The organism is Brevundimonas sp. TWP2-3-4b1 (assembly GCF_049897665.1).
Classification (GTDB): Bacteria; Pseudomonadota; Alphaproteobacteria; order Caulobacterales; family Caulobacteraceae; genus Brevundimonas; species Brevundimonas subvibrioides_B.
The window spans coordinates 168,651-190,949 of the sequence record NZ_JAFCWQ010000001.1 but is presented as its reverse complement, the minus strand read 5'-3'; the positions used below and the strand labels follow the sequence as shown (position 1 = coordinate 190,949).

At 66.6% G+C, this 22,299-nt stretch carries 30 protein-coding genes and 2 pseudogenes; 13 read left to right on the top strand and 19 right to left on the bottom strand.

Annotation, left to right across the window (positions count from 1 at the left end):
- Positions 1-57: 57 nt before the first annotated feature.
- From ACP7A5_RS01040 to ACP7A5_RS01010, 7 genes and pseudogenes are all read left to right on the top strand, one after another.
- Positions 58-360, top strand: a pseudogene (locus ACP7A5_RS01040) (JAB domain-containing protein); the annotation flags it as partial.
- A complete protein-coding gene (locus ACP7A5_RS01035) occupies positions 357-884 on the top strand; it encodes a GNAT family N-acetyltransferase (protein ID WP_426040178.1) in 528 nt (175 codons plus the stop codon). The pseudogene ACP7A5_RS01040 and the gene ACP7A5_RS01035, both read left to right, overlap by 4 nt.
- Positions 885-962: 78 nt before the next feature.
- Positions 963-1,205 (top strand): BolA family protein, encoded by a 243-nt coding sequence (locus ACP7A5_RS01030; RefSeq protein ID WP_426040177.1) that lies wholly within the window; start codon positions 963-965, stop codon positions 1,203-1,205.
- A 6-nt stretch (positions 1,206-1,211) separates the two neighbouring features.
- Entirely contained in the window at positions 1,212-2,120 is a 909-nt protein-coding gene (locus ACP7A5_RS01025; RefSeq protein WP_426040176.1) for an oxidoreductase, read from the top strand.
- A gap of 91 nt (positions 2,121-2,211) precedes the next feature.
- Positions 2,212-2,571: a Grx4 family monothiol glutaredoxin gene (gene grxD, locus ACP7A5_RS01020; protein WP_426040175.1), complete on the top strand. Its 360-nt coding sequence runs from the start codon at positions 2,212-2,214 to the stop codon at positions 2,569-2,571.
- A 3-nt stretch (positions 2,572-2,574) separates the two neighbouring features.
- Complete coding sequence (locus ACP7A5_RS01015; RefSeq protein WP_426040174.1) at positions 2,575-3,000, top strand: acyl-CoA thioesterase; 426 nt, start codon at positions 2,575-2,577, stop codon at positions 2,998-3,000.
- A gap of 212 nt (positions 3,001-3,212) precedes the next feature.
- Entirely contained in the window at positions 3,213-4,283 is a 1,071-nt protein-coding gene (locus tag ACP7A5_RS01010; protein WP_426040173.1) for a sensor histidine kinase, read from the top strand.
- On the opposite strand, the gene ACP7A5_RS01005 is transcribed toward ACP7A5_RS01010, so the two are convergent.
- The 5 genes from ACP7A5_RS01005 to ACP7A5_RS00985 form a co-directional block, all read right to left on the bottom strand.
- Positions 4,280-4,669 carry a hypothetical protein gene (locus tag ACP7A5_RS01005; RefSeq protein WP_426040172.1) on the bottom strand — a complete coding sequence of 130 codons (390 nt, stop codon included), beginning with the start codon at positions 4,667-4,669 and terminating at the stop codon, positions 4,280-4,282. The genes ACP7A5_RS01010 and ACP7A5_RS01005 overlap by 4 nt on opposite strands.
- 86 nt (positions 4,670-4,755) lie before the next feature.
- Positions 4,756-5,841, bottom strand: coding sequence for a WD40/YVTN/BNR-like repeat-containing protein (locus ACP7A5_RS01000; RefSeq protein WP_426040171.1), 1,086 nt, complete (start codon positions 5,839-5,841; stop codon positions 4,756-4,758).
- A 127-nt stretch (positions 5,842-5,968) separates the two neighbouring features.
- Entirely contained in the window at positions 5,969-6,586 is a 618-nt protein-coding gene (gene rpsD / locus ACP7A5_RS00995) for a 30S ribosomal protein S4 (protein ID WP_292152148.1), read from the bottom strand.
- Positions 6,587-6,736: 150 nt separating this feature from the next.
- Positions 6,737-7,663 (bottom strand): MBL fold metallo-hydrolase, encoded by a 927-nt coding sequence (locus ACP7A5_RS00990; RefSeq protein ID WP_426040170.1) that lies wholly within the window; start codon positions 7,661-7,663, stop codon positions 6,737-6,739.
- Positions 7,664-7,777: 114 nt separating this feature from the next.
- A complete protein-coding gene (locus ACP7A5_RS00985; RefSeq protein WP_426040169.1) occupies positions 7,778-8,392 on the bottom strand; it encodes a superoxide dismutase in 615 nt (204 codons plus the stop codon).
- Positions 8,393-8,893: 501 nt separating this feature from the next.
- On the opposite strand from ACP7A5_RS00985, the gene ACP7A5_RS00980 reads away from it, so the two are divergent.
- Positions 8,894-9,136 (top strand): hypothetical protein, encoded by a 243-nt coding sequence (locus ACP7A5_RS00980; protein WP_426040168.1) that lies wholly within the window; start codon positions 8,894-8,896, stop codon positions 9,134-9,136.
- Here ACP7A5_RS00980 and ACP7A5_RS00975 read toward each other — a convergent pair.
- From ACP7A5_RS00975 to ACP7A5_RS00935, 9 genes are all read right to left on the bottom strand, one after another.
- Positions 9,133-9,363: a hypothetical protein gene (locus tag ACP7A5_RS00975; RefSeq protein WP_426040167.1), complete on the bottom strand. Its 231-nt coding sequence runs from the start codon at positions 9,361-9,363 to the stop codon at positions 9,133-9,135. The genes ACP7A5_RS00980 and ACP7A5_RS00975 overlap by 4 nt on opposite strands.
- Positions 9,360-10,199, bottom strand: coding sequence for an S-formylglutathione hydrolase (gene fghA / locus ACP7A5_RS00970; protein WP_426040166.1), 840 nt, complete (start codon positions 10,197-10,199; stop codon positions 9,360-9,362). The genes ACP7A5_RS00975 and fghA overlap by 4 nt, the downstream gene beginning before the upstream one ends.
- The gene (locus ACP7A5_RS00965; RefSeq protein WP_426040165.1) at positions 10,199-10,603 is read right to left on the bottom strand and encodes a type II toxin-antitoxin system VapC family toxin; all 405 of its coding nucleotides are present in this window, start codon (positions 10,601-10,603) and stop codon (positions 10,199-10,201) included. The genes fghA and ACP7A5_RS00965 overlap by 1 nt, the downstream gene beginning before the upstream one ends.
- Positions 10,600-10,827, bottom strand: coding sequence for a FitA-like ribbon-helix-helix domain-containing protein (locus tag ACP7A5_RS00960; protein ID WP_426040164.1), 228 nt, complete (start codon positions 10,825-10,827; stop codon positions 10,600-10,602). Before ACP7A5_RS00960 ends, ACP7A5_RS00965 begins: the two co-directional genes overlap by 4 nt.
- Before the next feature lie 40 nt (positions 10,828-10,867).
- Complete coding sequence (locus ACP7A5_RS00955; protein ID WP_426040163.1) at positions 10,868-11,251, bottom strand: VOC family protein; 384 nt, start codon at positions 11,249-11,251, stop codon at positions 10,868-10,870.
- 61 nt (positions 11,252-11,312) lie between these two features.
- A complete protein-coding gene (locus tag ACP7A5_RS00950) occupies positions 11,313-12,419 on the bottom strand; it encodes an S-(hydroxymethyl)glutathione dehydrogenase/class III alcohol dehydrogenase (RefSeq protein ID WP_426040162.1) in 1,107 nt (368 codons plus the stop codon).
- Complete coding sequence (locus ACP7A5_RS00945) at positions 12,416-13,195, bottom strand: RNA methyltransferase (protein ID WP_426040161.1); 780 nt, start codon at positions 13,193-13,195, stop codon at positions 12,416-12,418. Before ACP7A5_RS00945 ends, ACP7A5_RS00950 begins: the two co-directional genes overlap by 4 nt.
- Positions 13,196-13,201: 6 nt before the next feature.
- Positions 13,202-14,263: a S1/P1 Nuclease gene (locus ACP7A5_RS00940; protein WP_426040160.1), complete on the bottom strand. Its 1,062-nt coding sequence runs from the start codon at positions 14,261-14,263 to the stop codon at positions 13,202-13,204.
- A gap of 29 nt (positions 14,264-14,292) precedes the next feature.
- Positions 14,293-14,967 carry a nitroreductase family protein gene (locus tag ACP7A5_RS00935; RefSeq protein WP_426040159.1) on the bottom strand — a complete coding sequence of 225 codons (675 nt, stop codon included), beginning with the start codon at positions 14,965-14,967 and terminating at the stop codon, positions 14,293-14,295.
- Between the two features lie 98 nt (positions 14,968-15,065).
- Between ACP7A5_RS00935 and ACP7A5_RS00930 the strand changes: the two genes are divergently transcribed.
- The gene (locus tag ACP7A5_RS00930) at positions 15,066-16,418 is read left to right on the top strand and encodes a M28 family metallopeptidase (RefSeq protein WP_426040158.1); all 1,353 of its coding nucleotides are present in this window, start codon (positions 15,066-15,068) and stop codon (positions 16,416-16,418) included.
- 166 nt (positions 16,419-16,584) lie between these two features.
- On the opposite strand, the gene ACP7A5_RS00925 is transcribed toward ACP7A5_RS00930, so the two are convergent.
- Complete coding sequence (locus tag ACP7A5_RS00925) at positions 16,585-16,902, bottom strand: glutathione S-transferase C-terminal domain-containing protein (protein WP_426040157.1); 318 nt, start codon at positions 16,900-16,902, stop codon at positions 16,585-16,587.
- A 140-nt stretch (positions 16,903-17,042) separates the two neighbouring features.
- Positions 17,043-17,117, bottom strand: a pseudogene (locus tag ACP7A5_RS00920) (glutathione S-transferase family protein); the annotation flags it as partial.
- Positions 17,118-17,455: 338 nt separating this feature from the next.
- Between ACP7A5_RS00920 and ACP7A5_RS00915 the strand changes: the two are divergent.
- From ACP7A5_RS00915 to ACP7A5_RS00900, 4 genes are all read left to right on the top strand, one after another.
- Positions 17,456-17,947: a 3D domain-containing protein gene (locus tag ACP7A5_RS00915; protein ID WP_426040156.1), complete on the top strand. Its 492-nt coding sequence runs from the start codon at positions 17,456-17,458 to the stop codon at positions 17,945-17,947.
- Positions 17,948-17,988: 41 nt separating this feature from the next.
- A complete protein-coding gene (locus ACP7A5_RS00910) occupies positions 17,989-19,170 on the top strand; it encodes a helix-turn-helix domain-containing protein (RefSeq protein ID WP_426040155.1) in 1,182 nt (393 codons plus the stop codon).
- Between the two features lie 18 nt (positions 19,171-19,188).
- Complete coding sequence (locus ACP7A5_RS00905) at positions 19,189-19,575, top strand: hypothetical protein (RefSeq protein WP_426040154.1); 387 nt, start codon at positions 19,189-19,191, stop codon at positions 19,573-19,575.
- A gap of 253 nt (positions 19,576-19,828) precedes the next feature.
- Entirely contained in the window at positions 19,829-20,518 is a 690-nt protein-coding gene (locus ACP7A5_RS00900; RefSeq protein ID WP_426040153.1) for a hypothetical protein, read from the top strand.
- Here ACP7A5_RS00900 and ACP7A5_RS00895 read toward each other — a convergent pair.
- From ACP7A5_RS00895 to ACP7A5_RS00885, 3 genes are all read right to left on the bottom strand, one after another.
- Positions 20,515-21,039, bottom strand: coding sequence for a hypothetical protein (locus tag ACP7A5_RS00895; RefSeq protein ID WP_426040152.1), 525 nt, complete (start codon positions 21,037-21,039; stop codon positions 20,515-20,517). The genes ACP7A5_RS00900 and ACP7A5_RS00895 overlap by 4 nt on opposite strands.
- A gap of 78 nt (positions 21,040-21,117) precedes the next feature.
- Positions 21,118-21,438, bottom strand: coding sequence for an Mpo1-like protein (locus ACP7A5_RS00890; RefSeq protein ID WP_426040151.1), 321 nt, complete (start codon positions 21,436-21,438; stop codon positions 21,118-21,120).
- Between the two features lie 51 nt (positions 21,439-21,489).
- Positions 21,490-22,299 (bottom strand): undecaprenyl-diphosphate phosphatase, encoded by an 810-nt coding sequence (locus ACP7A5_RS00885; RefSeq protein WP_426040150.1) that lies wholly within the window; start codon positions 22,297-22,299, stop codon positions 21,490-21,492.

Genomic DNA, 22,299 nt, shown 5'->3' with positions numbered 1-22,299 from the left:
GCATCAAGGTGCGCTCTCCATCCTTCTCGGAGGTTCGCAGAGGCCGCACTGACGATGTTCCGGGAGCTGCTCGTGGACAAGAAGAACCAGCTGATCCTCGACGAGATCCAGAACCGGGGCACGGTCGATCACGCCCCGGTCTATCCGCGCGAAGTCGTCCGCCGGGGGCTGGAGGTCAGCGCCGCCGCCATGATCCTGGTCCACAACCACCCGTCCGGCGACCCGACCCCCAGCCGCGCCGACATCGACATAACCCGACAGATCATCCAGGCGGCGAAGGCCCTCTCCGTCGAGGTCCACGACCACCTGATCGTGGGCCGCGAGGGCGTGACCAGCTTCAAGCAACTGGGATTGATGTGACCGGCCCGATCCTCAGCACGCCCCGCCTGACCCTGACGCCCGTCGCCCTGACGGACTTCGACGACCTGGCCGAGCTTTGGCGCGACGCGCGGTTCACCCTTCCCATCGCAGGGCGGGGGCCGATGACCCGCGAAGAGGTCTGGTTCCGGCTGCTGCGCGATCTGGGCCACTGGCAGGCGCTGGGCATGGGCAACTGGGCCATTCGCATGACCGACACCGCCCACTATGTCGGCAGTGTCGGGGTGCTGGACTACCGGCGCGAGACCCATCCGCCAATGGACGCGCCGGAACTGGGCTGGGGCGTCGGGGTCCGCTTCCAGGGACAGGGGCTGGCGCGAGAGGCTCTGGAGGCGGCGCTGCACTGGTGCGATCATTCGCGCAAACTGCCCCGGACCGTCTGCATGATCGATCCGCCAAATGCGCCGTCGCTGAAGCTGGCCGCCCGCACAGGCTTCACCGCCTATGCTGAGGGGACCTATCAGGACAAGCCCGTGATCTTCCTGGAACGGCCGGCGGCCCAATGATTTCATCCTCCCTCGAACGGAGGGAGGTCGCCGTCGCCGCTAGCCTGCCATTAAGGTTTACGAGCCATTCTCCCCGCCATGCCGATGCCCGTCGAAACGCTCCATGCCTATCTGATCGAGGCGTTTCCCGACGCCGAGATCGCGATCGACGACCTCGCGGGGGACGGCGACCACTACAAGGCACGCATCGTCTCGACCGCCTTCGCCGGCCTGCCGCGCGTGAAACAACACCAGCTCGTCTATGCCGCGCTCAAGGGCCATATGGGCGGCGAACTGCACGCCCTCGCGCTCGAAACCTCCGCCCCTTCCACGACAGGCTGATCCGCCATGCGCTATCGCCCCTTCGGCGCATCGGGCGCCGCCATCTCGACCCTGACGCTCAATCTCGGCGTCGACAGCCTGTCGCGCGGCGTGAACGCCGCCAACGACCTGATCTTTTCGGCCCTTGAGGCGGGCATCAACTCCTACCGGCTGGAAACGGCCGATCCGGTCCTCGCCGAGGTCGTCGGCCAGGCCCTGGCCAGCGTCGATCGCAAGCTGCTGAACGTCAGCCTGGAACTCGGCGCCGGCGACGGCCGCCGGGGTTCGGCACGCGACTTCTCCGCCGAGGGTATGACCGGCGCCATCGACCGCTGCCTGCATGTCTCCGGCCTCGGCTGGATCGACGTCGCCCTGCTGGAGGAACCCGGCGAGGACGAGCTGCCGCAGAGCTCGCTGAACGCCCTGAAGGCTCTGCGCGCCACCGAGCGGGTTCGCTACCTGGGCGTTTCGGGTTCCGGCGAGGTGATGGACGCCTATGTCTCGACCGGCGCCTTCGACGTGCTGGGCACCCCCTTCCACGTCAACGTCGACTGGAAGATCCGCTCCCGCCTCCGCGCCGCGCGCGAGCAGGACATGGCCATTCTGGCCTATGACTATTTCCCCGCCGAACTCGACACCGAGAAGAAGGCCGCGACCGTGCATCAGCCCAAGAAGGGCCTGTTCGGCTTTGGCGGCGGCTCGAAGACGAAGGATGACCCACTGGCCCATGCCGGCACCTTCGCCTTCCTGCATCGCACGCCGCACTGGACGGCGGAGGCCATTTGCCTCGCCCACGCCATGACCGACCCGGCGATCTCCAGCGTCCTGATCACCGCCCGGGATGCCGAACGCGTGAACGCCCTCGCCGCCGTGCCCGAGCGCGACATGCCGCCTGGCCTTTCGGCCCAGATCGAGATGGCCCGGGTCGCCGCCTGATCTCCGTCTGGACACGCAGGCTTGTGCTCGCGTCCCTTGACCGGCGCCCCCGCCGTCCCTAGCTGACGCCTTCAACGAAAGGCGTCTCCCTGTGTCCGAACAAGCCCTCGATACCGCCGCCGATCCGGCCCAGGCCTTCATCGCCCGGACCGTGGCCCAGAACGACGTCGTCCTGTTCATGAAGGGCACGCCCGACAGCCCGCGTTGCGGCTTCTCCTCGCTGGCCGTCCAGATTCTTGACCATGTCGGCGCGCCTTTCGTCGGCGTCGATGTGCTTCAGGACGACGGCCTGCGCGACGGCATCAAGGCCTTCACCGACTGGCCGACCATCCCCCAGCTCTATGTGAAGGGCGAATTCGTCGGCGGTTCGGACATCGTGCGCGAGATGTTCCAGGCCGGCGAACTGACCGCCCTGATGGTCGAAAAGGGCGTTCCTCTCGGCAAGGCGTAAGCCTTGGCCCGCCAGACCCTGACGCCGCGCAAGGACCGCGAGGTGTTCGAGGTCCCGCTGGAGATCCGTCCGGACCACATCGACGACAACGGCCACGTCAACAACGTCGTCTACGTCGGCTGGCTGCAGGAGGCGGGCACGACACACTGGAACGCCCGGTTCGACGAGGCGACGCGGGCGAAATGGTCCTGGGTCGCCCTGAGGCACGAGATCGACTATCTGCGCCCCCTGATGCCCGACGACACCGCCGTGGCCCGCACCTGGGTCGGCGATCCGCAAGGTCCGCGCTTCGCCCGTTACGTCCGCATCGAGGACGGCGAGGGTCGGCTGTGCGCCCAGGGCGTTTCGGAATGGTGTCTGGTCGATGCAGTCTCAATGCGCCCGACGCGCATTCCCGCAGACATGCTGCCAACCTTCGAGCGTCGCTGACCGAAGAGCAATATTCGCCCAAGCTTCACCTTGGCGAACCGCGCGTTGTCTAGACGAACCAGCCCTTTTTAGTCGTCTGCAACACGACGCCCATGGTAGAGCTCATTTTTTCGTGGGACGATTTCAGAAAATCGACCCCTGGATCTATCCTCAAAACTCGGCTGGGTACGGCTTTCGCTTCGTGAGCCTCCAGATCACCTAAAGGGTCAGCGATGGCTGCCCACCCGCCTCTGCATCCCGATGGTCCTTTGAGCCTGGCTCTTGCCGTCGTCGGTTCCTCCAGGCCCCCTCTGTTGCTTCTGGATCAGGGGCTGAAGGTGATCGCCGTCAGCGCCTCTTTCTGCCGGACGTTCGACATCGACGCCGAACGCGTCGTCGACCGGTTTCTGGGCGAGGTCGGCACGGGCGAGTGGAACAGGCCGCAGTTGCAGGTGCTGCTGGAGGCCACGGCTGCGGGCGATGCCGCTGTCGAGGCCTATGAGATGGATCTGAAAGGTCCGCGCAGCGGCGGGCGCACGCTGGTCGTCAACGCCCAGCGGCTCGCCTACTCAGACGGCGCCCCGGTTCGTCTTCTGCTGACCGTCGAGGACGTCACCGCTGCCCGCGAGGGCGAAAAGCAGAAGGACGACCTGCTGCGCGAAAAGGCCATCCTGCTGCAGGAACTGCAGCACCGGGTCGCCAACAGCCTGCAGATCATCGCCAGCGTCATCCTGCAGAGCGCCAGGAAGACGAACTCCGACGAGACCCGCGTCCATCTGAAGGATGCGCATAGCCGCGTCATGTCGGTCGCCGCCCTGCAGCAGCAGTTGGCGACGTCACGTCTCGGCGAGGTCGAACTGGCCCCCTATTTTACCCAGCTGTGCAAGAGCATAGGCGCGTCGATGATCCACGACCCCACGCGTGTGTCGCTGCGGGTCGAGGCAGACGACAGCTCGACCAGTGCAGATGTTTCGGTCAGCCTGGGTCTGATCGTGACGGAACTGGTGATCAACGCCCTGAAGCACGCCTTCCCCGGCGGCCGCTCCGGCAAGATCGTGGTGGGCTATAGCAGCCACGGGCCCAACTGGACCCTCACGGTTCGCGACGACGGCGTCGGCATGCCGAAGGACGCGGCGAGCGCAACGCCCGGCCTGGGCACCAGCATCGTCGAGGCCCTGGCCAAACAGCTTCAGGCCCGCATCCAGGTCGAAAGCCCGGGCCACGGCGTCGTCATCTCTGTGATCCACAGCCAGCTCGCGGCCGTCCAGAACCCCTCCCTCAGCGCGAGCGGCACCGCGACCTAGGTCGTCGGGATGGTCGACGGCAGCTGGTAGGGATTGTTGATCGACACCCGCGAGCCGGGGACCAGGCCCAGTTCCTCGAACGACCAGATCAGTTCGATGCCGTCGGCGATCGGGGTCTCGCAATCGTCCTGTTCGATGCGGCGCAGGGTGATGGTCGAGTCGGCGCCCATGTGGTCCACGACCGGCCGCAGGTCGGACTTGTCGGTGCAGCCGTTCGAGCTGACCCAGAAGACGGCGAGGTCGCGTGTGATTGCGGCGGCATGGATCGGCTCGATCTGGCCCGGCATGGCAGCCGTCTGCACCGGCGTATCTCGCTGGAACCAAGCGCAGCCGGACGTCGCCAACGCGGCTGACGCGATCAGTGCGAATGTGCGGATGGGCACCATGTCCCGGGTCCTTGAACAACCTTGAGCACCACCATCCCCCAATTCGGCCCTTTTCGCACCTGAATTTCGCGGATCCGGCGAGCCGGTCACCCCGGCAGGTCGAGCCGATGCAACTCGACCCCGATGCCGAACACGGCCACCCCGTCCCCGTTTGGTACGATCCGGACCTTGTTGACCGCCAGACCCATGGCGACCGGGGCCCAGGTCGCCCCGCCGTCCCGGGTCTCGAACCCGTTTGGAACTGCGCCGATCCAGCCGCGATTCTCGTCCACGAAGCCGATGCCGAATTCGCGGACCGCTGCATTGTCGATCAGCGGCAGTTCCGACCATGTCAGGCCGCCGTCAGTGGTCTTGGCGAAGACCCGCTGCGACACGGTCGTATCCGGATTGTAGCTCTGCAACGTCACATAGCCGGTGCTCTCGGTGGGGAAGGCCATCTTCCACGTCAGTTCGAACGGCCGTGAGCCCTCATAGACCCGTGCCCAGGTCCGGCCGCCGTCAGCTGTCCGCAGGATCACCGCGTGGGACTGTTCGACATTGGTGTCCGACGCGCCGCAGATGAAGCCGATCCGTTCGTCGACGAAATGCACGTCCAGGATCATCGCCGTCAGGGCCGACAGATCCTCCGAGGTCCAGGCCTCGCCGCCGTCGCGCGAGGTGGCCAGCAGAGCCGGGCCTCCGACCCGTCCGCCCGCGCGGATCGTGACCCGATGGCCGAGAACACCGGCGTTGATGAACGATGCCTTGTGCACATCGATGGCGCAGATGCCGGTCACCGCCGGCCCCTCGATCGTCACTGCATCCCACGACGCGCCGCCATCCCGGGTCCGATAAAGCGGCGTCGCATCCGTCACGCCGGGAAAATAGTCCGGCCCGATATTGCCCAGGAACCCCAGGTCGGCGTCGACGAAGCCGACCGCCCGCACAAAGGTGCCGGGCCTGTCCAGGATCTGCGTCCAGCTCTGGCCGCCGTCCGTCGTCTTGAACAGCTTGCCCGCGCCGTTGCCGTACCAGCCGGTCAGGGCGTTAACGAAGACCACGTCGTCCTGCTTGCCGCGATAGGGCTCGGTCGGCAGCTTGATCCACGCGGGCTCGAGCGCCTGTGCCCAGCTCAAGCCCGGCAAGGCCCCCATGGCCATGCCTGCGGCCAGCACCTGTCTGCGATCCATCATGCCTCTCCCCGTGGAAGCGACATGGAAAGCGTGCTTTACGTCCGACGGCAAGTGAACAGTCCGTAATCCGCGAACGAAAAAGGCCCCGGATTTCTCCGGGGCCTTTCCAGTCCAGATCGCGTTGCGATCAGGACGAGTAGTATTCGACGACCAGGTTCGGCTCCATCTTCACCGCGAACGGCACGTCGGCCAGTTCGGGGAAGCGGACGAAGCGGACCGAGAAGCCGCGGTCGCCCAGTTCCAGGTAGTCGGGGATGTCGCGCTCGCCGGACTGCTGGGCTTCGAGCACCAGCGCCATGTTGCGGGACTTTTCCTTGACCTCGACGACGTCGCCGACGCGCAGGCGATACGAAGCGATGTTCACCTTCTTGCCGTTGACGGTGACGTGGCCGTGGTTGACGAACTGACGGGCTGCCCAGGGGGTCGGCACGAACTTGGCGCGATAGACCGTAGCGTCCAGACGGGCTTCCAGCAGGCCGATCAGGATTTCCGAGGTGTTGCCCTTACGGCGAGCGGCCTCGTCATAGGTCTTGCGGAACTGCTTTTCCGTCAGGTTGGCGTAGTAGCCCTTGAGCTTCTGCTTGGCCTTCAGCTGCAGGCCGAAGTCGGAAACCTTGGACTTGCGGCGCTGGCCGTGCTGGCCGGGACCGTAGGAACGCTTGTTGACCGGCGACTTGGCGCGGCCCCACAGGTTCTCACCCATGGCCCGATCGATTTTATACTTGGCGCTATGGCGCTTCGACATTGTGTTCTCTTTTAAATGATGCGGCCCGGCCCCCCCGCGAATGGAGGGACGATCTCAACGGCGGTCCACGCATCGTCCGTAGTGAATTCGCGCGCCGGACCAGGGTCAGGCGCGTGAAGGGGCGGCTTATGCGTTCCCCACCCTATGGAGTCAAGGCTGGGCCGGTGTTTCCGGAACCCAGATGAAGCCGTCCGCCCGGCGCTGGAACTTGCCCAGGCCCGGGTAGGGGAAGTGGACGCCATAGACGCGCAGGGACTGCGTCGCCCCCCGCCCCAGCACCGCCAGCCGCGTCGCGATGGCGGCGTCGGAATCGAAGTCCCACTGGTTCACATACTCGGGCCGCTCGACCGAGATGATCGAACTGTGCAGGGCGTCGCCCAGATACAGTAGCCGGTCCTGGCCGGAGACGATCTCATAGCCGGTGTGGCCGGCCGTGTGGCCCTGCAGCGCGACGGCGGTGATCGAGGGCGTCACCTGGGCGCCGGGCTCGAAGGCCTCGACCCTGGGCGTGATGATCGGGATCAGGGCAGCCACTGCGGCGTCGGCCTGCAGCGCGGTCCATTCGGCGGCGCTCATGCGGATCGTGGCGTTCGGGAACGCGAGGACGCCGTTGGAGACCAGACCGCCGACGTGGTCGCCATGGCCGTGGGAAATCAGGATGTCGGTCACCTGGGCCGGCTGGACCCCGGCCGCCGCCAGCGAGGCCGGCAGCTTGTTGGCCGTGCCCATCCCGCCGCCCGCGCCGGTATCGATCAGCACGACCTTGTCGTCGCCCCGGATCAGCAGCGGCTGGATCGACAGATGGATCTTCGCATCGCCCGTCGGACGCAACGCTTCGGCGACACCGGCCGTGTCGCTCCAGGGGCTGGAGCCGACCACGTTGTCCAGCGTCAGGTCCCCGTCCTTCAGCGCGACCGCCTGCAGCGTGCCTATGGCGAAGGGATAGACGTCGACACTGGCGACCGGCTGCGCGGCCGGAGCAGCGGGCGCATCGGCCTTCTCGGCGGGCTTCTGGCATCCGGCGAGGATCAGGCCCGACAGGATCAGGGCGGCGGCGAGCTTGAACTGGGCGGTCATGATATCCTCGGGGCGGGCGAACGGCTCAGCTCAGATAGGTCGGCGCGCGCAAGGCGCCAGACGGCGAACCGTGAAGCTTTTTCACGGCCCGCCGCCTGTTGCAGAACTGCCAGGTCAGGTCGAGGCGGCCGAGAACAGTGCGTTGGCCTTGTTCCAGTTCACCACGGTCCAGAAGGCCTTGAGGTATTCCGGACGACGGTTCTGGTATTTCAGATAGTAGGCGTGTTCCCAGACATCGGCGCCCAGGACGACCGCGCCCTTCTGTTCGGCGACGTCCATCAGGGGGTTGTCCTGGTTCGGGGTGGACGTGACCTTCAGCTTGCCGTCCTGAACGATCAGCCAGGCCCAGCCCGAGCCGAACTGGCCGGCGCCGGCGGCGTTGAAGTCATCCTTGAACTTGTCGAGTCCGCCGAGGTCGCGATCAATCGCGGCGGCCAGCTCGGCCGAGGGCTCGCCGCCCTGACCGGCGGGGGCCAGCAGCTCCCAGAACAGGGCGTGGTTCCAGTGACCGCCGCCGTTGTTGCGTACGGCCTTGGGCGCGGTCGAGATCGAGGCGAACAGATCTTCCAGCGACTTGCCCTGCAGGCTCGCATCGGCGTCGACGGCCTTGTTCAGGTTGTCGACATAGGCCTGGTGATGCTTGTCGTGGTGGAAGGTCATCGTCTCGGAGTCGATGGCGGGCTCCAGCGCATCATAGGCGTAGGGCAGCGGCGGCAGGGTGAAGGCCATGGGGAGAGGCTCCTTGTTTTCGATGTATCGGTGACATGTATGTAGGCGTCCAGTGTCCGCCACCAAAGGCTTGGGCAGAGAAAAACAGCCTGCATGCATACGATGCCGGAAACAAGAGACGGAACAATGGTATTCCTCAACAGTTGTTCTTCCGAACGGGTATATCCCGGGAGGCACATCTCATCTTTTATCCAAACTCAAAAGAGAACGACGAACGAAAAATCGTCCCGATGTCCATGAATGGCGTCAAATTTCTTACCGCGATCGCATCTTGTCTTGCGATGTTCGACAAGAAGCCTCGCACACCCGATACCGATACAGAGAACGGGCCCGCGGCAGACCCCGGGTCTCCGACGCCGCCAGCCGAACGACTTGGCCCGGGGCCGTACCTCGCCCGCCGCCTCGCCACCGCTCCCCGCGTCTCGCCGGCCGCTCAAGCATCTTTCCGGGGAACGGCTATTCCCCGCGAACTTTGATCCGTGTGGAAGGAGAGGTCACCCGATGGGACAGACATTCGCCTACGCCCCGCCCGCCTGCGCCCCGCCCAAACTCAGCCAGCACGCGCCTGACGCCCTGCGACATGAACTTCTCTACGCGGGCGAATTCATGGCAGACGACCAGATCCTGTGCGTCGCCGACGCACTGCACGATACGCTGCGAAACCGTCGCCGGCTGCGGTGCAAAATCCATGATCGGGTCGAAGATCGTCTCTGCTCCGGCGCGATCACGCCATTTCCCGTCTAGACGGCCTCCGCCGGGAGATTGGCCTTCAGGCAGTCCCGCACCGCCCGCTTCAGGCTGCCCGGCGCGTTGAGGAAATCGACCCCGTCGGCCTCCAGCACCACCTTCACCGCCGCATCCAGCCCCGACGGCAGGGCGGCGATCACCTTCTTCTGACCCTTGTCGTGCAGGCAGTGGCCCAGTTCGTTGCACAGGGCGGCGAACAGGTCGTCATAGGTCGCGTCAGTCATCGTTTCAGTCTTTCCGCATGGAAGGCGACATGGTCGGCGATGAAGCTGGCCATGAAGAAGTAGGAGTGGTCGTAGCCCGGCTGCATCCGCAGGCAGATCGCCTGCCCCGCCGCCTCACCCGCCGCAGTCAGCAACTCGGGCTTCAGCTGTTCGACCAGGAAGGGGTCGGCGTCACCCTGGTCGATCAGGATGTTGTCGAAATGTCCGCGCGCGATACCGGCCTCGATCAGAATAGCGGCGTCGTATTTGGCCCATTCGACTCGGTCTTCGCCCAGGTAGGCCGTCAAGGCCTTCTCGCCCCAGGGACAGCGCGTCGGCGACGAAATGGGAGCGAAGGCCGAGACGGATCGGAACAGCTCCGGATGACGCAGCGCCAGGGTCAGCGCCCCGTGTCCGCCCATCGAGTGGCCGCTGATCGCCCGCGTGCCCGTCGTCGGAAACTCGACGTCGATCAAGGCGATTAGTTCCTCGACGACATAGGTTTCCATGCGGAAATGCGGCGCCCAGGGCGGTTGCGTCGCATCGATATAGAAGCCCGCGCCCTGGCCCAGGTCATAGGCCGGGTCGTCGGCCACACCCTCTCCGCGCGGCGAGGTGTCGGGGGCGACGACAATCAAGCCATGTTCCGCAGCGGAGGCGTATGCTCCGGCCTTGGTGGTGAAATTGTCCTCGGTACAGGTCAGGCCCGACAGCCAGATCAGCACCGGGAACGGGCCCTCGCCCGGCGGAACGAAGACCGACAGGGTCATGGGCGTGCCGGTCGAAACGCTGTCGTGCCGCAGGTAACGCAGGGTGCCGCCGTGGACGGCGTGGGTCTTGATTGTCTGAAGGGTCATCAGCCGATCATCCGGACGTCAAGGCCATCCAGCGACGCCAGTTTTCGGGCGAGTTTTCCGTCGGCCGTCACCAACGGCAGATTCAGACGCCTTGCCAGCACGGCGTAGAGGCAGTCCGTCATCGAGTGGTTGAACCGACAGGCCAGAGAGAAGGCCTCGTCCAGCAACGGGGCGTGGTCAAACAGCTCGACCACCTCCTTGATCACCGACAAATCCTCTTCGGCGGCGGCGGCCTGCAGTTCGCCCCGAACGACGTAGCGCCGCAGGGCATTGGCGACCTCGATCACCATGAGGTCCGGCGCCACGGCGGGCCTGAACGCCAGCCGGGCGTCGCGGACCGCCGCGGCAAGCGGGTCATCCACGAACCATTTCACGACGACGCTGGCGTCGAATACCGCGCTCACCGGTCCCGGTCTGCCCGGATCATGGCTGTCGAATCCAGTTTGGAGCCGCGCGTTTGCTCACGGGATCGCCGGGAGATTTCCTCGAACCGTTCCTCGACCGCCAGGACTTCCCGGGCTGCCATGTCCCTGAATTTCTGCTCAAGTGAAATGTTCTGCGCCTTCGCCATCGCCTTCAGGCGGGCGACGATGCCGTCGTCGAGATCGCGGACGAGAACCTGAGCCATGCGCGGATGATAGCATACCGCTAGCATCCGCGCCAGACGCTCAGCTGGCCCGGTGCATGGCGCAGATCTTGTTGCCCGCAGGGTCGCGCAGATAGGCCAGGTTCAGCGTGCCGAACGGGCCCTCGCGCGGGCCGGGCGGGTCCTCGATGGCCGTACCGCCGGCCGCGATCCCGGCGACATGAAAGGCGGCGACCGCCTCCATATCCCTCGCCGCAAACCCGATCGTGCCGCCGTTGGCGTGGCAGGCCGCCTCGCCGTCGATCGGCTTGCAGACCGCAAAGGCCCCGCGCGGTGTACGCCACCAGAACCGCCCCTTGGGGTCCGGGCCGTTCGACGCATCGATCCCCAGCGCCCCGAGCGCCGCATCATAGAACCGGCGCGACGCCTCGATGTCGTTCGCGCCGACAGTCATATGGGTGAACATGGCTTTCCCTCTCCCGGTGTCAGGTTAGTTTTTTTAAACAACTATCTCGGCAACGCAAGCCCTAGAACACCACGACCGAACGGATGCTCTCGCCCGAATGCATCAGGTCGAAGGCCTCGTTGATCCGCTCCAGCGGCAGGGTGTGGGTGATCATCGGGTCGATCTCGATCTTGCCGTCCATGTACCAGTCGACGATCTTGGGTGTGTCCGTCCGCCCGCGCGCACCGCCGAAGGCGGAGCCGCGCCAGACCCGTCCCGTCACCAGCTGGAACGGCCGGGTGGCGATCTCCTTGCCGGACTCGGCCACGCCGATGACGATGCTTTCGCCCCAGCCTCGGTGGCAAGCCTCCAGCGCCTGACGCATGACCGTGGTGTTGCCGGTGCAGTCGAAGGTGTAGTCGGCCCCGCCGTTGGTCAGCTCGACCAGATGGGCGACGACGTCCGGCGTGTCCTTCGGATTGACGAAATGGGTCATCCCGAACCGGCGGCCCCACTCTTCCTTGTCCGGATTGATGTCCACGCCGACGATCATGTCGGCCCCGACCATCTTCAGCCCCTGGATGACGTTCAGACCGATACCGCCCAGGCCGAAGACGACGGCGTTGGCGCCCGGCTCGACCCTGGCCGTGTTGACCACTGCGCCGACGCCCGTGGTCACGCCGCAGCCGACGTAGCAGGCGCTCTCGAACGGCGCGTCCTTGCGGATCTTCGCCACCGCGATCTCGGGCAGGACCGTGTAGTTCGAGAAGGTTGAACAGCCCATATAGTGGGCGATGGCCTGACCCTTGTAGCTGAAGCGCGAGGTGCCGTCGGGCATGACGCCCTTGCCCTGGGTCGAACGGATGGCGGTGCACAGGTTGGTCTTGCGGCTGAGGCACGACTTACACTGGCGGCATTCCGGCGTGTACAGCGGGATGACGTGATCGCCGACGGCGACGCTGGTCACGCCCGGGCCGATCTCGACGACGACGCCGGCGCCCTCGTGCCCCAGGATCGAGGGGAAGATGCCCTCGGAGTCCAGGCCGTCCAGCGTGTAGGCGTCGGTGTGGCAGATGCCGGTCGCCTTGATCTCGATCAGGACCTCGCCCGCGCGTGGACCCTCCAGATCGACCTCGACGATCTCCAGCGGACGTTTGGCCTCGAAGGCGACGGCGGCGCGGGTTTTCATGTCTTGTCCTTGTCGTTGTGGGTGCGGGCCAACCGCTCCAGCACCCGTCCTCTACCCTTGGACAGGGCGGTGATCACGCCCCGGAAGGTCGCGACCTCCTGCGCGCTGAAAGCGGAACGGCCCAGCATGACGCGCAGGTTCTGGCTCATGGAGCGGAACTTCTCCGGCGGGTGGAAGAAGCCGGCGGCGTCGAGCTCGCGCTCCAGATGTTCGTACATCCTGAGCTGAAGGTCGCCTGACGCCGGCGCCTCACCCTCGCGGAAGTTCGGCGGCGGGGCGTCGAGCACCAGGGTGCGCCACTCATAGGCGTTGATCGCCACGGCCTGGGCCAGGTTCAGGCTCTGGTGGCGGGGGTCGATGGGGATGGTGACGATGCCCTGGCACAGGGCGATGTCGGTCGTCTCCAGTCCGGCCCGCTCGCTGCCGAACAGCAGGCCGACGCCCAGACCCGAGGCGACGTCATCATACAGGACGCGCGAGGCCTCGCGCGGCGTCCGAACCGGCTGGCGGGTCTCGCGCGGGCGGGCGGTGGTGGCGAAGACGGTGGTCAGGTCGGCGACGGCGGCGGCCACGCTGTCGAACACCTGAACCCCGTCCAGCACCCAGTCGGCCCCGGAGGCCAGGGGCCAGGCGCGATCCTGGGGCCATCCGTCGCGCGGGCTGACCAGCCGCAGTTTATCGAGCCCGAAGTTCGCCATCACCCGCGCGACCGCGCCGATGTTCTCGGCCATCTGGGACCGGTCGAGGATGACGACGGGAGGCGTGGGCTCGGTCAAACCGGATCAGTCCTCGCCGATCATGGCCAGCCACGGGTCCGCCGTGCCGGCCTCGACCTCGGCCACCTTGACCGCCGGCCAGCCGATCGACTGCGTGCCCGCGTCGCGCCAGGCCAGGGTGATCAGGTCGCGCAGTTCGGCCGCGCCCGCCGCCAGACGCGCCGTGGCGAACCCGGCGCCCGGCGCCAGAACAGCGCCTTCCGCATCCGCGGCGAAGGCGCCGGTCTTCTCCAGCCGGTAGAAGGGAATGACCTGGCCCAGGGTCGCATTCAGGTAGGTCGCGGTGCGCGCCCGCAGGTCGAAGCCCTCGAGGTTGGGCGCCGACATCGCCGCCTCGACCGCGTCCAGCCGGGTGTTGCGACGGATGAACCCGCCCTCGAACGCGCCGTGGGTGCTGCGCGCATTGGTGAATCCCTCCGGGTTCGGATAGTCGCCCCAGCCGTTGTAGTGGATCGACATATGGTGCGGCTGCGAGCCGTCGCCGACGTAGTGCGACAGATAGCCGATGTCGCGCAGGATGAGGGCCTCACGGCGCAGGCGGTCCTCGCGGTACCAGGCGCGCTTGCCAGGATCGAGCTCGCGGACCTCGGCGGCGTTCAGAACGCGCCAGGTGGCGAAGTCGCGGGCCAGCTGCTGGTAGCCGTCCATGATCGCATAGGGCAGGTAGCCGGCGTCGTTGACCTCGATGCCCGAGGCGGCCAGCAGGGCGTCGTATTCACTCTTCAGCTGGGGCAGTTCCGACAGGGTCGGGCCCGAGGCGTTCATGACATGGCCGTTGTCGTCCAGGTCGACGAAGTGGGCCGTGTCGCGCTCGCGGTCGTGCGGCTGGCCGGCGCCCTTGGTGCGGTCGGGCTCGCGCGACAGTTCGCCGACCTCGGCCACGGCGCCCGGATTGCGCAGGAAGGCCGGCAGCTCGTCGGACAGGCCGCGCATGGCGGCGACGCCGATGGTGCGGTGGCCGGTCGCGCCCCAGGCGTCGACCCGGGTGGCGGTGAAGACGCCGCCGGCTCCGACGATCAGGGCGGCGGCGGCGACGAGGGCCAGATGCTTGAGGGAAGGACGCTTCATGGCGGGGCTCCGGCTGGGATGCCCCGCCGTTAAATCCACGCCGCGACGGCGTCCAGCGGCTTCTTGTCCAGTGCGGCCAGCGGCACGGTCGCATCGGCGGCCGGGTGACCCGCCACCAGCAGCAGGAAGGGCTTCTCGCCCTCCGGCCGCCCGCAGATTTCAGACAGGAAACTCATCGGCGCGGGCGTGTGCGTCAGGGTCGCGAGGCCGGCGTGATGCAGGGCTGCGATCAGGAAGCCGGTGGCGATGCCAACGCTCTCCGGGACATAGTAGTTCTTCTTGGCGTCACCCGGGCGCGGCCCGCCGCGCTTCTGGCCGAACACGGCGATCAGGACCGGCGCGACCTCCAGAAAGCCCTTGTCCGGATCGGTGCCAAGCGGCGCCAGGGCGTCCAGCCATTCCTGGGGCGCCTTCGTCTCATAGAAGTCGCGCTCCTCCGCCTCCGCCGCCGAGCGGATGCGCGCCCGGGCTTCGGGGCTTTCGATGACGGAGAAGAACCACGGCTGGTGATTGGCGCCTGAGGGAGCCGAGGCGGCCGTCAGGATCGCCCTTTCCACCACCGCCCGGTCGACCGGCCGGTCCGAGAATTCCCGCACTGTCCTGCGACCGGTCATGATCCCGTGAAAACGTTCGGCCCTTCGCAGGCACTCGGCGTCGTCGATAGCGGGATAGCCGGGGAGAGGCGTCGCGAGATGATCCTTCATGCGGCGGACCCTAGAGGCTGACAGGCCGAAGCTCCACCCGACTTGACGGCAAGCCGACCAGCCCCCTACGCCTTGCGCCTGTTCTTTTGGGGCTCGTCATGAAACGTCTCTCGTTCGCCGCCGTCTCTCTGATCGCCCTGCTCGCCGCGCCCGCGGTGGCGCAACAAACGTCGGTCATCGACCAGAACGCGGTCGCCGCCCACATCGGCTTTCTGGCCGGGGAGGAACTGCAGGGCCGGGGCAGCGCCACGCGCGACGAAGCCATCGCCGCCGCCTATGTCACCGCCCAGTTCCGCCTCGCCGGCCTGACCCGGGCTCCGGGAATGACCGGCTTTGTGCAGCGCGCCCCGGTGGTGAAGACCACGCCGTCGGGCGCCGCGACCGTGACTGTCGGCGGAAGCACCCTGAACCAGGGCGCCGACTTCGCCATCCTGACGGGCGGGCTGAACGCAGCCTCGGGCGCCGTGACAGTCGCCGCCGACCCGGCCGCCCTGCCCAGCGCCAGCGAGACCCTGATGATTGCTCCGGCCGAGGGTCCGGGAGTGCGCGCCCTGTTTGGCGCCGCCATGCGCAGCGGCGCGAAACTGATCCTGTTGCGCCGGACGGAGGCGCTCGCCGCGGCCACAGGCGACGGTGGCTCGCGCGATCCGGTCATCCGCCTCGCCGACGCCACGCCGCGCGCCGGGCCGGTCGTCCTGGTCATGGCGCCAGAGGCTTATGACCGTCTCGCGTCCGCTGGCGGAACAGCCTCCTACGATCCCGGTCCGTCGGAGGTGGAGCAAGGCTTCACCTCCAACGCCATCGGCTGGTTGCAGGGAAGCGATCCTTCGGCCGGCGTCCTGATGGTCTCGGCCCACCTCGACCACATCGGCGTCCGCTCGGACGGCGTCGTCATGCACGGCGCCAACGACGATGCCTCCGGCACGGTGGCGGTGATCGAGCTGGCCAACGCCCTCGCCGCCTCGGGGCCGCACGAACGCAGCATCATGTTCGTCGCATATGGGTCCGAAGAAGCCGGCCTGCTCGGCTCGCGCTACTTCGTCGACCACCCGCCGATCCCGCTGGAGGACATCGCCGCCAACCTGGAGATCGAGATGATCGGCGATCAGGATCCGCAACTGCCTGCGGGGGTGATGATGATGACCGGCTTCGAGCGCTCCAACTTCGGCGCGGCCATGAAGGAACGCGGCGCCCTGGTGGGGCCCGACCCCTATCCGGAACAGAATTTCTTCCAGCGCTCGGACAACTACGCCCTGGCCCTGAAGGGCATCGTAGCCCACACCATCTCGGGCTGGGCCACCATCCCGACCTATCACACGGCCGAGGACACGATCGAGAACCTCGACATCCCCTTCATGACCAACGCCATCCAGTCCCTGGTCGAACCGCTCAAGGCCATGGCCGACGGCGACTTCACGCCCGAGTGGGCGGACGGTGGTCGGCCGGAGTAGTCTCGTCCCTTCCCCCCTTGCGGGAGAAGGTGGCTGAGCGCAGCGAAGTCGGATGAGGGGTCGTGCTGACTCCAGAGATCCGCGCTTCGAGCTTCACTTCATCCGCCTGCGTGACCCCTCATCCGTTAGCCTTCGGCTGCCACCTTCTCCCGCAAGGGGAGAAGGATCACTTGATCCCGAACGCCGTCTCAACACGCCCGATCCAGTCGCGGACGTTCGGATAGGCGCCCATCTCAAACCCGCCTTCGTCGGCGACGCGCGTATAGGCGACCAGGGCGAGGTCGGCGAGCGTCGCTCTCTGCCCGCCCGCAAGCCAGTCCGACCCGGCCAGAGCCGTTTCCATCCGCGTCAGCGCCGCATGCCCCCGCTCGAGCAGGCGCGGCTCGACTTCGCCCGCGGTCTTGCCGGCATAGACCCGCTGGAACCGGGCCACCGCGACATAGGGTTCGTGGCTGTATTGCTCCCAGAACAGCCACTCCAGCATCTTCGCGCGTTCAAAGCCGTAGAACGGTATCCATTCGGTCTGGTCGGCCAGGTGCAGCAGGATGGCGTTCGACTGGGCCAGGTCCGGCCGTCTGCCAGCGTCAGGGTTGGGACCTGACCGAACGGATTCCGCAGGAGAAATTCCGGCGTCCGGCTCCCGCCCGACATGATATCAACCTCAACCCATTGATAATCACGCCCGAGCGCGTCTAGCATCCACTTGACCTTCAAGCAGTTGCCGGAGCGAATATCTCCGTGAACAGTAAGCATCTCACCCCAGCAAAGGATTTCTGATCAGGCTATACTGCTATCGCGATTGCAGACGTTGCCCAACCCCCGTTCCGCTTATCTCAGGCAACGGTTGACTGATCCATGCACGCATGGGGACAGACGGTCGCAGCGGGGTATTCGACACATTCTCGCCACAGGCCCGAACGACAAGCCTGCCGCCGGTACGTTTCTGGGGACCGGTGTCACGATGAGTTCGATCTGTGTTCAACACCCTCGCAGCGTTCGCCATGCTTTGGGCTTCGGCTTTTCCAGCCGGAGATCCGGTGCCCTACGAGACGGCCGTCGCGGCCGACCCCGTGGTAGCGGTAAGCCCTGACATCGCGGACGGTTCCAGCGAGGCTTCAGCAGATCTGACCCCCGAACAGGCCGCCTTGATGGCCGAAGATCCCGACTGGAACGCGCGCGCCAGCCTCTATCACGCAGGCGGCGGCGGAGCGACGGGCAACGATTCGCTTGGCTGCCGTCCGATCCCGATGCGCACCCTGGCCACCGACCCGCGTGTCATTCCCCGCCGCACCAAACTGTTCATCCGCGAGACCGTCGGCATGCGGATGGCCGACGGCACGATCCATGACGGCTACTGGTACGCCTCGGACACCGGCGGCGCGATCCGCGGCCAGCGCGTCGATCTCTACACCGGCAACGGTCGCGGCTCGATGCAGCCGGTGCTGCGCTTCAACCAGCAACGCCTGACGATCACCAACGCCGGCCGCTTCGACGGCTGCCCTCCCGCCTGGAACACCGCTTCCAACTAACGGCTTTGCCGACGCCGTCTGTCCTGCTCTAGGTTGACGCGATGGATGGCGTGACCCTGTATTTCGGATGGCGCGTCGCGATCCTCGGCTTCGCCGCGATCCAGATGCTCGCCCTGGCCGTCGCCCTGACCCTGCCGGCGCCCAACCATCTCGCGAACCGGCTGCTCGCCGCAGTCCTGGTCGTGCTCGCAGGCTTGCTGACCCCCTATGTGATAGGTTTCGCCGGCGCCTACGATGCCTGGCGATGGCTGACCTTCGCACCCTTCGCGATCACCCTGGCCCTGCCTCCGCTGCTGTACGGCTATACCAGCGCCCTGGTGCAGGGCCGGCGCCCGGAGCGGTTTGGTCTGCACCTGACGCCCGGCGCCGTCCAACTGGTCGATTTCCTCGTCGCCTTCACCCTGCCGCTGGATGCCAAGTGGAGCTGGTACACGTCGGGCCACCGACACTGGATCGGACCGGCGTTCGACGTCCTGCTGCTGGTCTCGCTGGCGGTCTATTCGGTCGCGGCGCTGCGACTTCTGCGAGCCTACCGGGCGACGCTCGCCGATCAGCGAAGCGATGGCGACCGCTTCGCAGCACGCTGGTTGAGCCGCGTCATCGTGGCGCTGATCGTGACCTTCCTCCTGTATCTGGCCTTCACCCTCTGGGACCGGCTGTCGGGGGGCATCGACTTCTTTCAGGAGACGGGCCTCTATCTCGCCCTCGCCGGGATCGCCCTCTATCTCGGCGTGGAGGGTTGGCGTCACTCGACGCAGCGGTTCCCCGTCCTGACCGCGCCGACCAGGGACGATGCGCGTTCAAGTCCCGACTGGCCGTCTATCGGACAGGACTTCGACGCCCGGCTCCGGGCAGGCGGATGGGCGAGCGAGCCGGATCTGAGCCTGCTCGGCGTCGCCCGCCGGCTGGCGACCAACACCGGTCGGGTGTCGCGGGCGATCAATCTGGGGCTGGGCCTGAACTTCGCCGCCTGGATCAACGGCGTCCGCGCCGAGGCGGTCGCAGCCGCGCTGAATGCAGGGTCGGCGGAGGACCTGCTCACCCTTGCCTTCGATGCCGGGTTCAGTTCCAAGGCCAGCTTCAACCGCGCCTTCCAGGCTCGCTTCGGCGTCGCCCCCTCGCGCTATCGTCGACGCGTCTCAGATCATGATTTTCGGCCTCCGGAACCGGAAATGAGGCGCGAACCGAACGGATCGCCATCAGGGTCCGCAGGTCGCTTTTGACAGGACCGGAGACCCGACATGCCCGTTCGCCTTCTGCTGCTCCTCCTCTCCCTCACCCTCTTCCTGCCCGTCGTGGCCGAGGCCCAGCCTGCCCAGACGGCCGTCGAGCTTCGTCTGGGCCTGATCGGACGCTGGTCCGGCGCCTTGGGCTACAGGGACTACCAGACCGATGAGCTGTTCGAGATCCCGGTCGTCACCACCATCGAAACGCCGGGCGACGGGGCGACCCTGATCCGTCGCTCGCTGTTCAACGACGGCCCGAACAATCCGGTCTGGATCACGACGATCAGTCTCGACGACGCCGAAGCGGCGACATCGACCTCGGCCAGCTTCCGCGCCGGGAAGGCGCCCGACCTGTCGACCGAAGCGGTAGAAGTCGCCGCCTTCGTCGATTCCACCCACTAGACCCTGATCTATCGCCGGGTCGGCGAGGATGACGACGCGCCCGCCGATATCCGGATCACCGAGACGCGCGACGGCGATGCGCTCATCGAGATCAAGGAGGTGCGGCCGGTCGGCGCGTCCGACGACGCCTGGCGGTTCCGCAACCAAACCCGTCTGACGCGGATCGTGGATCAGGGCCTCGCATCGGACTGACCGCATTCCAGCCGCCACGCCTATGGTCTAGCATGGCTGCCTTGAGCTGGAGGAGGTCCGCATGCGCATCCGCCTTGTTTCCATCGTCCTGGCCGCCCTGACATTCGCGGCTCCCGTCCTGGCTTCGGCACAGGACGCCGCCGTTCCCATGCGGGACCGCACCGAGCGGATCGGCCTCTCGGGCCGACGCGGCCCGAGCCTGTTCCGCCCCGGCTTCGCCATCGGCGAACACACGGGCTGGGCCAGCATGCGGGATTCCGCAGTGAATTTGCCCTGGCAATCGCGCGACTTCGCCACCGCCGAACTGTCGATCGCCACCCCGGCCGGAGCGATCACGGGGAACTGCGGCGGCGGCCAGGGTCATCGCAACATCCTGGGCATCACCTTCGACCGCGAAACCCTGAGCTATGACTGCGAGTACGGCGGCGCGGCCCCGGCCGACGCGGGCATGGGGCTGGCCCTTGCGCGGGGTTCGATCCTGCGCCGCATCCAGCAGCCCCAGCGCGCGGGAAGTCTGATGTGGAACGGGGTCGAATACCGGACCGAGACGCGGCGCATCGGCGGCCTGCCGTTCGGCGGCGGCAGCGTCATGGGCTATGTCATCACCCGCGACGGGATCGAGATCGGAGGCGTCGACCTGAACGGCATGCGGCCGACCTTCTATCTGCCGCCCCCCGGTTCACCCGACCGTGATGCGGCGGCCGTCTTCGCCATCAGCCTGTGGGCCTTCCGCGATCCGGCCAACCGCTAGGCGGCGGGCGCAGGCTCCGGCCCGAGCAGCCGGCGCAGGATCGGCCAGATGTTCGACAGGGCCGAAATGAAGCCGACGATGCTGGCGACACCCTGGAACAAGGCCCAAACGCTGCTGAACACTGCGCCTGACCGCACCAGTTCCTCCAGCGGGAACAGCAGTTCGCTGACCCCGATCTGGAAGGCGGCGTAGACCTGCGAATATTCAATCGAGCGATCGGCGAAGAAGGCGATCGCGACGCCCGCCGCAACCGGCGCCCACATCAGCGGCAGGACCAGCAGCAGGACCAGCGCTCCGACGGCCAGCTTGGTCCCCACCGTTTCGCGCGAAATCAGGCTGGCGATCAGCCCTGCCCCGAGGGCCAGCACGGCCGCCGCCATCATGACCGGCAGCACCATGTCGGCGACCACGATTAGATCCTCGAACAGCATTCCGACCAGGATCGCTGCACCCGTCGCCAGGAAGGCCGCCACCCAGGCCGCGCCATACTGCCCCAGCCGTCTCTTGATATGCCCGATCATCACGATATGTCCCGACGCCCCCGCCGGAGGATGCGCTCGCCCGGGACGCGAGTCGACTGACAGAACAGTGATCGTCAGTCAGAATTTCCGCTTGCCGCTGATCGTCTCGAAGAACATCCGCCAGTCGCCCAGCAGGCTCCACAGCGGGTATTTGATGGTGGCCGGGCGGTTCTTCTCGAAGAAGAAATGCCCGATCCAGGCGAAGCCGTAGCCGACCAGCGGCATGGCGGCGAACCACCAGGCGTTCACGAACAGGCCCAGCAGCGCCGCCACGATCACCAGGGCCGAGCCGACGATGTGGATGCGCCGGCAGAGCTGATTAGAATGCTCGTGGATGTAGTACGGATAGAAGGCTTCGAACGAGGCGAAGCGTTCGCCGTCAGCGGGCCGGGTGCTCATGGCCTCAGCTTGCACCCGACGAACGCGGGCTGACAAGCCTCAGGCCCGGAGTCAGGCAATCACGCCCGAATACAGCAGCCCAAGACCGATGACCCCCACCGCGATCCGCCACCAGGCGAACGGGGTGAAGCCGTGCTTCGCCACGAAATCGAGCATGGTCCGGACCACGAACAGGCCGCTGATGAAGGACACCACGAAGCCGATGGCGATCAGGGTGACGGTGTCGCCGACGAGGAAGTCGCGGCTCTCCCAGAAGTCCAGGGCGAAGGCCCCGACCATGGTCGGGATGGCGAGAAAGAAAGAGAACTCCGCCGCCGCCCGCTTGTCGACACCGAGCAGCAGGCCGCCGACGATGGTGGCGCCCGAGCGCGACACGCCGGGGATGATCGAGAGACACTGGAACAGACCGACGCCCAGCGCCGTCTTCAGCGAGAAACCCATGGCGTCATGCTCCCGGGGCTGGGGTGCCCAGCGCTCCAATGCGATCAGGGCGAAGCCGCCGACGATCAGGCTGACGCAGACGATGGTCGGGTTGAACAGCACGGTCTTGATGAAGTCGTGAAAAAACAGGCCGAGGAGCGCCGACGGGAAGAAGGCGAGCAGGACCGAGTATGCGAACCGGCGCGCAGCCGGATCCTTGCCGGGCAGGCCGATCAGCACCTTCCACAGGCGGGCGAAATACAGGGCGACCACGGCCAGGATGGCGCCCAGCTGGATCATGACGATGAAGGTGTCCCACGGCTCGTTGGGCAGGCCCAGAAGGCTCTTGGTCAGCAACAGATGGCCGGTGGACGAGACCGGAATGAACTCGGTCAGCCCCTCGACCAGCCCCAGGATGATCGCCGCGATCCAGTCCGCCAT

Bases quoted from the DNA above. Each gene is read 5' to 3' on its own strand.
- ACP7A5_RS01030 (WP_426040177.1), top strand. From the start codon at position 963: ATGCCGATGCCCGTCGAAACGCTCCATGCCTATCTGATCGAGGCGTTT.
- ACP7A5_RS01025 (WP_426040176.1), top strand. From the start codon at position 1,212: ATGCGCTATCGCCCCTTCGGCGCATCGGGCGCCGCCATCTCGACCCTG.
- ACP7A5_RS01010 (WP_426040173.1), top strand. From the start codon at position 3,213: ATGGCTGCCCACCCGCCTCTGCATCCCGATGGTCCTTTGAGCCTGGCT.
- ACP7A5_RS01005 (WP_426040172.1), bottom strand. From the start codon at position 4,669: ATGGTGCCCATCCGCACATTCGCACTGATCGCGTCAGCCGCGTTGGCG.
- ACP7A5_RS01000 (WP_426040171.1), bottom strand. From the start codon at position 5,841: ATGATGGATCGCAGACAGGTGCTGGCCGCAGGCATGGCCATGGGGGCC.
- rpsD (WP_292152148.1), bottom strand. From the start codon at position 6,586: ATGTCGAAGCGCCATAGCGCCAAGTATAAAATCGATCGGGCCATGGGT.
- ACP7A5_RS00990 (WP_426040170.1), bottom strand. From the start codon at position 7,663: ATGACCGCCCAGTTCAAGCTCGCCGCCGCCCTGATCCTGTCGGGCCTG.
- ACP7A5_RS00985 (WP_426040169.1), bottom strand. From the start codon at position 8,392: ATGGCCTTCACCCTGCCGCCGCTGCCCTACGCCTATGATGCGCTGGAG.
- ACP7A5_RS00980 (WP_426040168.1), top strand. From the start codon at position 8,894: ATGGGACAGACATTCGCCTACGCCCCGCCCGCCTGCGCCCCGCCCAAA.
- ACP7A5_RS00975 (WP_426040167.1), bottom strand. From the start codon at position 9,363: ATGACTGACGCGACCTATGACGACCTGTTCGCCGCCCTGTGCAACGAA.
- fghA (WP_426040166.1), bottom strand. From the start codon at position 10,199: ATGACCCTTCAGACAATCAAGACCCACGCCGTCCACGGCGGCACCCTG.
- ACP7A5_RS00960 (WP_426040164.1), bottom strand. From the start codon at position 10,827: ATGGCTCAGGTTCTCGTCCGCGATCTCGACGACGGCATCGTCGCCCGC.
- ACP7A5_RS00955 (WP_426040163.1), bottom strand. From the start codon at position 11,251: ATGTTCACCCATATGACTGTCGGCGCGAACGACATCGAGGCGTCGCGC.
- ACP7A5_RS00950 (WP_426040162.1), bottom strand. From the start codon at position 12,419: ATGAAAACCCGCGCCGCCGTCGCCTTCGAGGCCAAACGTCCGCTGGAG.
- ACP7A5_RS00940 (WP_426040160.1), bottom strand. From the start codon at position 14,263: ATGAAGCGTCCTTCCCTCAAGCATCTGGCCCTCGTCGCCGCCGCCGCC.
- ACP7A5_RS00935 (WP_426040159.1), bottom strand. From the start codon at position 14,967: ATGAAGGATCATCTCGCGACGCCTCTCCCCGGCTATCCCGCTATCGAC.
- ACP7A5_RS00930 (WP_426040158.1), top strand. From the start codon at position 15,066: ATGAAACGTCTCTCGTTCGCCGCCGTCTCTCTGATCGCCCTGCTCGCC.
- ACP7A5_RS00925 (WP_426040157.1), bottom strand. From the start codon at position 16,902: ATGCTGGAGTGGCTGTTCTGGGAGCAATACAGCCACGAACCCTATGTC.
- ACP7A5_RS00910 (WP_426040155.1), top strand. From the start codon at position 17,989: ATGGATGGCGTGACCCTGTATTTCGGATGGCGCGTCGCGATCCTCGGC.
- ACP7A5_RS00905 (WP_426040154.1), top strand. From the start codon at position 19,189: ATGCCCGTTCGCCTTCTGCTGCTCCTCCTCTCCCTCACCCTCTTCCTG.
- ACP7A5_RS00900 (WP_426040153.1), top strand. From the start codon at position 19,829: ATGCGCATCCGCCTTGTTTCCATCGTCCTGGCCGCCCTGACATTCGCG.
- ACP7A5_RS00895 (WP_426040152.1), bottom strand. From the start codon at position 21,039: ATGATCGGGCATATCAAGAGACGGCTGGGGCAGTATGGCGCGGCCTGG.
- ACP7A5_RS00890 (WP_426040151.1), bottom strand. From the start codon at position 21,438: ATGAGCACCCGGCCCGCTGACGGCGAACGCTTCGCCTCGTTCGAAGCC.
- ACP7A5_RS00885 (WP_426040150.1), bottom strand. From the start codon at position 22,299: ATGGCGGACTGGATCGCGGCGATCATCCTGGGGCTGGTCGAGGGGCTG.